At 35.3% G+C, this 11,052-nt stretch carries 9 protein-coding genes; all 9 read right to left on the bottom strand.

The features are described 5' to 3' along the window. Nucleotide 1: 1 nt before the first annotated feature. Complete coding sequence (gene kdpC, locus HX049_RS15645; protein ID WP_286417002.1) at nucleotides 2–562, bottom strand: potassium-transporting ATPase subunit KdpC; 561 nt, start codon at nucleotides 560–562, stop codon at nucleotides 2–4. A gap of 7 nt (nucleotides 563–569) precedes the next feature. Continuing rightward, on the bottom strand, nucleotides 570–2,585 hold the full coding sequence (kdpB, locus tag HX049_RS15640; RefSeq protein ID WP_286417000.1) for a potassium-transporting ATPase subunit KdpB: 2,016 nt from the start codon (nucleotides 2,583–2,585) through the stop codon (nucleotides 570–572). 3 nt (nucleotides 2,586–2,588) lie between these two features. After that, on the bottom strand, nucleotides 2,589–4,283 hold the full coding sequence (kdpA, locus tag HX049_RS15635; RefSeq protein WP_286416999.1) for a potassium-transporting ATPase subunit KdpA: 1,695 nt from the start codon (nucleotides 4,281–4,283) through the stop codon (nucleotides 2,589–2,591). 102 nt (nucleotides 4,284–4,385) lie between these two features. After that, complete coding sequence (kdpF, locus tag HX049_RS18485; RefSeq protein ID WP_080694226.1) at nucleotides 4,386–4,463, bottom strand: K(+)-transporting ATPase subunit F; 78 nt, start codon at nucleotides 4,461–4,463, stop codon at nucleotides 4,386–4,388. A gap of 410 nt (nucleotides 4,464–4,873) precedes the next feature. Further along, a complete protein-coding gene (locus HX049_RS15630; RefSeq protein WP_286416998.1) occupies nucleotides 4,874–6,223 on the bottom strand; it encodes a sigma-54-dependent transcriptional regulator in 1,350 nt (449 codons plus the stop codon). 168 nt (nucleotides 6,224–6,391) lie between these two features. After that, nucleotides 6,392–7,420, bottom strand: coding sequence for a YncE family protein (locus HX049_RS15625; protein ID WP_286416996.1), 1,029 nt, complete (start codon nucleotides 7,418–7,420; stop codon nucleotides 6,392–6,394). 10 nt (nucleotides 7,421–7,430) lie between these two features. Next, entirely contained in the window at nucleotides 7,431–8,621 is a 1,191-nt protein-coding gene (locus HX049_RS15620) for an alpha/beta hydrolase (protein WP_286416995.1), read from the bottom strand. Nucleotides 8,622–8,631: 10 nt separating this feature from the next. After that, nucleotides 8,632–9,921, bottom strand: coding sequence for a hypothetical protein (locus HX049_RS15615; protein WP_286416992.1), 1,290 nt, complete (start codon nucleotides 9,919–9,921; stop codon nucleotides 8,632–8,634). A gap of 1 nt (nucleotide 9,922) precedes the next feature. Further along, a partial coding sequence (locus HX049_RS15610; RefSeq protein WP_286416991.1) for a TonB-dependent receptor domain-containing protein occupies nucleotides 9,923–11,052 on the bottom strand: 1,130 nt, incomplete at its 5' end.

Raw genomic sequence — 11,052 nt, 5'->3', positions numbered from 1 at the left:
ACTATTTTAAGGCATCTAATGCTATATTCAATTTTACTACATTGATTACTTGTGGACCTAATATTCCCAACAAGGGTTGTTGTGTTTGTTCAGTTACCAATTGTTCTAAGCGATTTATTGCAATCCCCCTTGCTTTGGCAATACGAGCTATTTGAACTTTAGCCGCCTGTACAGAAATATTCGGATCTAAACCACTACCACTGGCAGTAATTAGATCTACTGGAATATCTTGTTTATTCACCTCTGGATTCTTAGCCATAAAATCGTCAATGCGATTTTGTACTTCTGTTAAGTACTCCCCATTGGTAGTAGCTTTATTACTTGCACCAGAACCAGCTGCATTATACTCTACAGCTGATGGGCGAGACCAAAAATACTTGTCAGAAGTAAAGGTTTGTCCGATGTTCTCATAGTTTTTACCATTTGTAGATTCTACTGTAAATCCCTCTCCCGAATTAGGAGAAAGCTTTGCTATCCCCCACATCGTTAGAGGATAAGCACCACATAGCAATACTAATAAGGCTGTGGTTAATATAATAGAGGGTAATAGATTTGTTTTCATTGTTTTATTACATAAATAGTGATACAAAAAGGTCGATTAACTTAATCCCTATAAAAGGAACAATCACACCACCTAATCCATAGATTAGTAAATTGCGTCGCAATAGTGCACTTGCTCCAATTGGCTTGTAAGCCACACCTTTTAGCGCTAATGGAATCAAGAATGGAATAATAATCGCATTAAAAATAACAGCTGATAGTATAGCACTTTCAGGGCTGTGAAGATCCATAATATTCAATCCTTGCAAAGCTGGAATAGCAGTGATAAACAAGGCAGGAATAATAGCAAAGTACTTCGCTACGTCGTTCGCAATACTAAATGTAGTTAACGTACCACGAGTCATTAGCAATTGCTTACCAATCTCTACTACCTCAATTAACTTCGTTGGGTCATTGTCAAGATCCACCATATTACCCGCTTCTTTAGCGGCTTGTGTTCCACTATTCATTGCTACCCCTACATTAGCTTGAGCTAAAGCAGGAGCATCATTGGTTCCATCCCCCATCATCGCTACTAATCTACCTTCTGCTTGTTCGCGTTTGATGTAGTTCATTTTATCCTCTGGTTTTGCCTCTGCGATAAAGTCATCCACACCTGCTGCTGTAGCTATGTATTTTGCAGTCATTGGATTATCTCCTGTAACCATTACCGTTTTTATACCCATTTTTCTCAATCGAGCAAAACGTTCTTGAATACCGGGTTTTATTACGTCTTGTAGCTCCACCACTCCTAACACTTGCTCATTTTGAGACACGACTAAAGGTGTTCCTCCATTCTCTGCTACACGTCTTACACAGTCTGCTACTTCACTTGGAAATACATTTCCTGCATTCACACAGATATTTTTTATAGCATCAACTGCACCTTTTCGAATGCGTACATCATCATAATCTATACCCGAACTTCTTGTCTCTGCTGTAAATGAAATAAAACGTGGGTTATTTACCGTAAAATCTGTAGGATCAACTCCTGCCAGCTCTATAATAGATTTACCCTCTGGAGTATCATCGCTTAATGAACTTAACACAGCTGCTTTTATCAATACACTTTTATCAATACCATTAGATGGGTGAAAGTTGGTTGCCTTACGATTCCCTATTGTAATAGTTCCTGTTTTATCTAAAAGCAATACATCAATATCGCCTGCTGTTTCTACCGCTTTACCACTTTTTGTAATTACATTAGCTCTTAAAGCTCTATCCATCCCCGCTATACCAATAGCTGATAACAATCCACCAATTGTGGTCGGAATTAAACAAACATACAATGATATTAATGCACTAATTGTAATCGCTACATTAGCAAAGTCAGCAAAAGGTTTTAACGTAATAATCACAATAGTAAATACTAAAGTAAACCCCGCTAATAAGATGGTCAGCGCTATTTCGTTTGGCGATTTCTGTCTATTAGCTCCTTCTACTAATGCGATCATTTTGTCTAAGAAGCTCTCACCTGCCTGAGCAGTAACACGTACTTTAATACGATCAGACAATACTTTTGTACCACCTGTTACTGAACTCTTATCTCCTCCAGCCTCTCTAATTACAGGAGCACTCTCTCCTGTGATAGCGCTTTCATCTATCGTTGCTAATCCTTCTATAATCTCTCCATCGGCAGGAATCACATCTCCTGCCACACAGATATACACCATTCCTTTTTGCAGTGTAGAAGACGATACTTGTGTTCCATTTTCTAACGTTGCAGGTGTTTCCTCTCTTGTTTTGCGCAAGCTATCTGCTTGTGCTTTTCCCCTTGCCTCTGCAATAGCTTCAGCGAAGTTGGCAAACAACAGCGTTACAAACAACAGTAAGAAGATGGTGAAGTTGTAACCAAAGCTACCTTGACTTGTTTCACCAAGTAATATCCATACACACACACCAAGCATAATCGCTGTTCCTATTTCTACTGTAAACATCACAGGATTGCGGAATAGTGTTCTTGGGTCTAACTTAATAAAAGCTTCTTTTAATGCTTTCATCACTACCTCTTTTTGAAAAAGAGCTTTATTATTTTGAGTTGCCATTTTCTATAAACTTATTATTGTAAAATAATCAGCAATTGGTCCTAATGTTAATACTGGGAAGAAAGCTAAAGCAGCTACGATTAAAATTACTGTCAATACAATCGTTCCAAATGTTGTTGTATCTGTTGCCAATGTTCCTGCACTTTCTGGCACATATCGTTTTTGTGCTAAAAAACCTGCTAGTGCTACAGGACCGATGATTGGCAAGAAACGTCCCATTAATAAAATGATCCCTGTCGAGAAGTTCCACCAAGGTGTATTATCTCCCAGTCCTTCAAATCCACTACCATTATTCGCTGCAGAAGAAGTATATTCATACAATATTTCACTAAAACCGTGGAATGAAGGATTGTTTAAAGTCTCTCTTGTCATATCTGGAAAGGCAGCACCTAATGCAGTACTACTCAATATTAGTAATGGGTGAATCAAGGCAATAACCATTGCTATCTTCATTTCCTTCGCTTCTATTTTCTTACCAAACAATTCTGGTGTTCTACCCACCATCAATCCACTGATAAACACTGCCAATACGATAAACACAAAGAAGTTCAAAATACCCACTCCTACACCACCGTAAAAACAATTAATCATCATCGCTAATAATTCATTCATTCCTGATAAAGGCATTGAGCTATCGTGCATTGAGTTAACTGAACCTGTCGAAATAACTGTCGTTACTATACTCCAAAATCCTGATGCTGCAGCCCCTATACGGACTTCTTTTCCCTCCATAGCTCCAAGGGTGTTATCTACTCCCATCGCTGTGATATTAGGGTTACCGTTGGATTCCATCATTACGTTTGGTACTGCCAAACACAAAAATCCCAATGTCATTACACCAAACATCATCCAAGAGAAACGCTTGCGATTAATGTAATACCCAAAAGCAAATACCATTGCCAATGGAATAATCAACTGAGCAATCATCTCAGTCATATTAGTCAAATAAGTAGGGTTCTCAAATGGATGGGCTGAGTTTGTTCCAAAAAATCCTCCACCGTTTGTTCCCAAGTGCTTAATCGCAATAAATGCTGCTGCTGGTCCGCGTGACACTTCTACTTGTTGTCCTTCTATTGTATTGATACTATCTTTTCCTTCAAAAGTCATTGGTGTACCTTGGAAGATTAAAATTGCAGCTACAACGATACTGATAGGCAATAAGATACGTGTAAGCGATTTTACAAAGTAAACATAGAAGTTTCCTAATAGTGTAGTCGTCTTGTTTTTAAATGCTTCAAACACTGTAATAGCCGCCGCCATACCTGTTGCTGCACTCACGAACTGAAGGAACATTAACCAAATCTGTGTTAAGTATGTTACTCCTGTTTCTCCGGCATAGTGTTGTAAATTACAGTTAACTAAGAACGAGATTATCGTATTAAATGCTAAATCAGCAGACATACTTGGGTTGTTATCTGGATTAAGTGGCAAGACCCCTTGAGTCATTAACAAAATAAATCCCATCACAAACCAAACTGCATTGATTGTTAACAAAGCAACTAAGTGCTGTTTCCAATCCATTCCTTCTTCTGGTTTAATTCTACTGCTTTTGTAGAAGAAATTCTCTAAAGGAGACATGATGCAATCTAAGAACGTAGGTTGACCTGCGTAAACCTTTGCTATATATTTCCCTAAGGGAATTGAAATACCTATTGCCAATAAGAATGTGACAATGATTCCGATTATTTCTGTATTCATTTTAATTAATCAATTAGTAATAAAATTTGATGTATGATATCGACTACCAGGAAAACTATCGCAAAGACGAATAAGGTTGCCCATATCTCTCTACATATTTTTCTAAAATTTCTCTGGTTTAAGTAAGACATAGCACAGATAAGCAAATACTGCCAAGGCAATAATTAATAATAAAATCATAAGTCCTTTAATTTATAAGTTGTCAAAAAACTGAATGGCTTTGTAAAACAAAACAAAGCACACAACGCCTAAAACGATACACGTTATAATTGTCATTGATAGAATGGTTTAAATTATGTTTGATTGTTTGTTATAGCTCTAAGAGCTAATTCTTGTTTATGGAGTAACTGTTTGTTACACCTACTTAGTAATAGATATGGTGTTTTCATTATGTATTGTTTTGCCAATGTATATGCGAATGGCATACCATTTTGGCACAAAAAACAAACATCACTATCAATCAATTAGTTATAAAAACTTGGCACAGATACCAAAAAAGAAACCCTATCGTTTTGATAGGGTTTAAAAAGTGAAAGCCTTTCATTTTGAAAGGGGGCAGTAGATATAAATAACTTTCATTAGGATATTTATTAAGAAATACCATATTCCGCCAGCTTGCGATATAATGTAGTTAGAGCGATCCCTAATAATTCAGCTGTCTTGGTCTTATTGCCATTAGTATGTTGCAACACTTTTTGTATATGTTGTTTTTCTACAGAAGCTAAATCCAAAGCTGATTGATTACTATATATTGGATTATACTTTTGTTGCACTTCATAAGGAAGGTCAGCTACTTCTAATGTTCTCCCAATACACAGAATTACAGCGCGCTCTATAGCATTACGCAATTCTCTTATATTACCAGGCCATAAATATAATTTCATTGCTTCTAAAGCTTCTTTAGAAGTAGAACTGACTTGGCTTCTCTGTTCTGCTGCAAATTGTTTTCTAAAGCGCTCTGCTAATAAAGGAATATCATCTATACGTTCTCTTAAAGCTGGTAAATTAATTTCGAATACAGATATACGGTAATACAAATCCTCTCTAAAATGTCCCTCTCTAATCTCTTTCTCAAAATTTCTATTGGTAGCGGCAATGATTCGGACATCAACTTTTGTTGGCTTAGTTTCTCCTATTTTTAAAAACTCTCCTGTTTCTAATACACGCAATAACTTTGCTTGCAACTCTATAGGCATTTCACCTATTTCATCCAAAAAGATAGTTCCTTGATTTGCCTCTTCAAACAATCCTTTCTGGTCTTTGATTGCACTAGTAAACGAACCTGCTTTATGTCCAAACAATTCACTCTCCAACAAGTCCTTGCTAAAAGCAGAACAGTTTAACGCTACAAAGCTGTGTTTCGCTCTATTACTGGCAAGGTGTATAGCTTGAGCGAAAACTTCTTTTCCTGTACCTGTTTCTCCTGTAAGCAATACTGTAGCGTTAGTAGGTGCCACTCGCTTAGCCAAATGAATAGCTGACATAAAAGACATCGATTGACCTATCACCTGATCAAAACCTGTAACCTCTTCTTCTATTTCTACTTCCTTCTCTGCTAATGATCTATTTACTGCCACGCGTTCTAAAGCGCGATACAGCAGTGGCAATATTTTATTATTATCATCTCCTTTAGTTATATAATCAAAAGCTCCATTCTTAATTGCTTGCACCCCATCAGGGATATTGCCATAAGCAGTAAGTAAGATAACTTCTATTGTAGGATATGCCAATTTAATCTGTTCTACAAAAGCAACTCCATTTCCATCAGGTAACTTCACATCACACAAAACCACATCAATAGGCACCTGTGCCAACTTCCTAGTAGCCGACTTTAAGTCAGATGCTTGATGTACTTCAAAGCCCTCTAACTCTATAATACGCGATAATAACTTGCGCAACTTCTCTTCATCATCAACGACTAAAACCTTCTGTAGTGCCATATTCACTGATTTATAACAATGAGCTAAAGGTATAAAAGAATCCTTATTTCTGCTTAATGCCTTTTTTAAAATTAGCAGTAAATAAAAATAGTACTATATAATAACACAAAAAATGGCTACTCCATTACAGAGTAGCCACTTCCTAATTATAATAGATGAGCTTTGATTTTATAATTGTACTTTACTCACAGTATCACCATTCGTATCTACTGCAGCTTCTTGCCCTTCAACTTTAGGCATTCTCTTTGTTTTATTTGTAACATAAGCTACTCCTGTATTTTTGTTTACTGCTACAGTATTAGGATGACTTCCTGTCTCTAATTCTGTAACTACTTCGTAGGTTTTACCATCAACAATAACAGTTTTACCGCTTTCTCTATTTGCTAAAACAATTTTATCTTGTTTTGGCAAATAGTTTACTCCTAAAGATCCTCCTTTAAACTTTACTACTTTTAGTAACTCCCCACTGTCAGCATTTAATACTGTTAACCCTGTAGAAGAATTTGTCACAAACAATCTTCTTCCTGATTCATCAATAGAAACATTAATTGGACTTTCTCCACCTGAAGCAAACTTCTTAACCACTTTTTTAGTGGTTGGATCAATAATAGCTACTTCATTCGTTCCCATATTAGCAGCGTATAACTTCTTCGTTTTAGTATCAAAAGTAAGTCCTGCTGTAAAAATACCTGTATTGTCTATATATCCTTTTAATACATCTTTATCTCCATCAATGATCCACACTTTACCATCTTGTTGTGTGTCTGATGCATAAATAGTATTTGTCTTCTCATCAATAGCAATTTCTCTATTGTGACCGCTTTCATTCGTTCCTGGAATTACTTTAGTAGCTCCAGTTTTTAGGTCGATTACGGTCACTGCATTAGTAGTTGTATTCGTTCCATAAATCTTTTGAGTTTTTTCATTTACTGCTATACCAAATACAGGGTTCCCATTCACACTGTACTCTTTTTCAACAGATAAGTCATTGCCATTTAATTTATAAACAACTCCTTCTTTAGTTTTAAAATCGATTACAGAAGCAACATATACTCCATTGTCCACACTATTGTAAGCAACTTCATATAGTCCTTTTCCTACTTGTTTATTTTGATCTATTGATTGTGCTGTAGCAGTTGTTCCCATTGTTGCTAATACTGTAGCACTCAAAAACGTTAATGATTTAATGTATTTCATATTGTTATTATTAAAAATTAGTACTTTCTACTTTAGATAAGCTACCTATCATCCAATTAAAAGCTTGTTGCCAATACCACGCGCCATGCTTTCCTTTTGGATTAATATTCAACTCATAATTCAGGTTTAATACCTTGTTATTTGTTTCTAAAAAACGAAGAATATCTTCATCCATTCTAACCACATTCCCATCTCCTTTCTTGCGATTCTCACGTCCTCCTCCATAGATAAAATAGGTTTGTTTTCTTATTTTTTCTATTTGACTAGTAGATAAGACATTGACATAAGTATCTAGGTTGTGATCATCTTGCCATATAGAAGGAGAGAACACACCAATCTTTCCAAATGTATCTGGATAAGTCAACCCTGCATATAGAGAAATCAATCCTCCTAAAGAACCTCCAGCGATACCTGTATGATGAACATCTGATTGGGTTCTATAAGTCGAGTCTATATACGGCTTTAGTGTTTTAACTATAAAAGAGATATAAGCTTGTCCTTCTACGACAGGATTCTTCTGTGTAGGAAAAAAAGAATATTCTTTCTCTCTTAGATTCTTATGATAATCATGATCTATCCCTACGATAATATATTGATCTCCATATTTGGCTATAGTCTCATCTACTTCCCATTCTACTGGACCTAGTCTACCTTCTGAAGTAGCCTCATCGAACAAATCTTGTCCATCGTGCATATACCACACAGGATAAGATTCTTGACTATGATCATAATCTTTAGGTAAATAAATTCTAATATCTCTTACTCTATTTAACTCGGGGATATAGAAATTCTTCAGTATCACTAGATGATCTGGAGCTGTAGACGCTTCAAACTGATCTCTCCATGCAGAAATAGTATTCTTTAATACCATATCTTCATTAACTTCTACATCGTGTAAATTAATCAATCTACCTCTCTTAGATGACTCTAAACTCTGCCAAGTACCTCGTGTGAATTTATATTCTAAAACTCCTGATGGAATGTTTTCAACTTCTACTAAATATTGATTAGATGTCCCTGAGATATTACGCATTAGATAACGCTCATCCTTAGGATTCCATTGATTAAAATTACCTGTTAAATAAATAGGCTCTTCTGTGTGAGCAAAGTCTTCCACTGTGACTTCTACTCTAACTTTAAAACTGTTCTGTGCTTGCAAATTCATAACTACCATTAAAACAATAAACACATACTTTTTCATTAATTACTTTTTATAACTTGTTTACTTTAAACAATCCTTGAGGCTTTCCTCCTTTTTGAATCTCAATAGAAGGCGTTGCTTTTAGCATATCTTCTGATAATTCATAGTATCCCAATTTTGTATCATTTACCACGCGAATAAATTTCTTATTATCTATTTTAGATACTCCTAATGAAGCGGCTGGTGTTTCGACTAATGTTACTCCCTCTATCTGAATAGGTGTTACTGCCTTACTCTTAATATCAATAACAACGTACTTCCAAATAGGAGTCAAATTAATTGTTTGTGGATTTGCTAATGGTACATCATTTACTAACGTTACGATTTTTCCTTTCTCTACATAGATTGTTGAGAATTTACCTGGTGTTACACTGCTAAACATCGTATTGAAATCTAATTCCCATGATTGATCTACTTCATTTGCCCCATTCTTAATACGTGCTATTTTAGATTGATCTCCTAAACCTCCTGTTTTAATACCTTGACACACGAAATACAAATCTTTATTCTCGTCAAAATAATACAACGGGTTCTCATCAACGAAAGCAATATTACCTGTATTCTTTACCTGAGTATCTCCTATCCATTTTCCATTAGTCAAATCAATAACAGCAAGATGTACATCAGTTGATACACCATCAAACATACCTCCCTGTGCCCCTTGGTTCTTTCCAAAAGTGATATCAGCATATAGTTTATTTCCATTAATTGCTAATAAATGTTGACCTATTGCTTTAAAGTTTACATCTTGTAGATTTAACTTTTTCTCTAACGCATTGATCTGTTCAGCATAATCACCTAACATTCCTTTTTTTGCCATTCCTATAGGATCAAAAATCTGTATTTGTGTAGGTTGAGCTCCTTCAAAATAATATCCTGTTGTATGATCATTCGTTAATGTAAAGTTTCCTGAACCTGCTATTTTTGGTTCTACAGCAATACTTTTAGTTGTATAAAAGCCTTTATCATCAAAAATGAATTGACCTAATGCACGAGAATTATTGTCATCAAACATTCTATACACTCTATTACCATATTGACGATACCCTCCCATTCCTCCTGTAGTTGTTGTGTTACCTGTAGCATTATCTATTGCTCCTTTTGGTAAAGAAGAATAGGCTTTTAAGAAACCGTTTTTAATAGGCCCTTTTCCTTCTGATAAAGTCATCAAAAAATACTGACTCTGTTTTACTTCTGGGTCTACTGGTGTTACAGGATTATTGTCATCTGAAGAAGAGCATGATGCTAGTGTTAATGCAAAAGCAAATGACATTGATAATAATGGTTTTATAAGTCTCATGTTAATTAAGTTTATAGTTAAGTTTTAAGTAGATACTTCTACCTGCTTTTTGTATTTTAAAATAATCGTATAAATCTTGATTTAATAAATTGCGTACCTCAACTCCGATAGATACTCCTTTATCACTTAGCTCATATAAAGTACCTAGAGTAAGAGAAGTCTGATCTGGAACAATGTTTTTCACATCTCCTTTACTCTTTCCAAACAAACCTAAGAATCCACTTGGCTCCATTGATTTATCTATGGGTTGGATGTAAAACTCGCGTACAAAATTAAGATTAGCGTACGCTGTTAATCGATCTTGTTTCTTGAAAACATCAGTAAACTTAGCTTCTGCTCCGACGTTGGCAAAAAAGAATGGAATATTTGGAACTCTATTACCTTTCAGCCATTTATCAGCAGCTTGTTTAAACTCTCCATAACGGATACTTTGCCAAGTAAAGTTTCCATAAAACTTATAGTTCTTTTTTACTTTCAGACTTAAATCTCCTTCAAAACCATATCCATTAGCCTTTTCTTTATTGACAAAAACAGAGAGAGGTGGATTACCTGACACAAGTACAATGATATCTTTGGTGTGTCTATAAAAACTATTAAAACTATATTGGAAGTTACCCACCTCCTTCTCTATTCCTAAATTTAAATTGATACTCTGTTCTGGCTTTAAATTAAAGTTCGATGCTACAAAAATATAGTCACCAAATAACTCTGTATATCCTGGTAATCTCCTTGCATCTTCTACAGAAAAGCGAAGATTTGTTTGTTCTGTTAACCTATATTTAGCTCCTATAGCCCAACCAAATGCATTATCTGATACCTCATGAATATCTCTAGCTGATAAATCGACATTACTAGCGGTGTTAAGTCCTCTACTTGAATAATTATACAACTTCACAATTGCATTTGTCTCCAATTTCTTATCCCACCACTGACTCGTCAATCCTATAGCTAACACATTCTTTTTATAGCGAGTAGGTAATTCTATCACCGTTTGGTTCAAATCCTGAATAACTCTTCCATATGGATCTTTTCCCTCTCTCTTAGTATAATTATAAACCTGAGTTCGATTAATATTAATGCATAAAAAAAGGTAAAAATCCGTATATTTAAGTATCTGAAATTTAAATATAT

It is taken from the genome of Myroides odoratimimus, assembly GCF_030326305.1.
In the GTDB taxonomy this organism is placed as follows: Bacteria; Bacteroidota; Bacteroidia; order Flavobacteriales; family Flavobacteriaceae; genus Flavobacterium; species Flavobacterium odoratimimum_A.
Note: the sequence above shows the minus strand (reverse complement) of the source record. Positions and strands in the feature narration are given on the sequence as shown.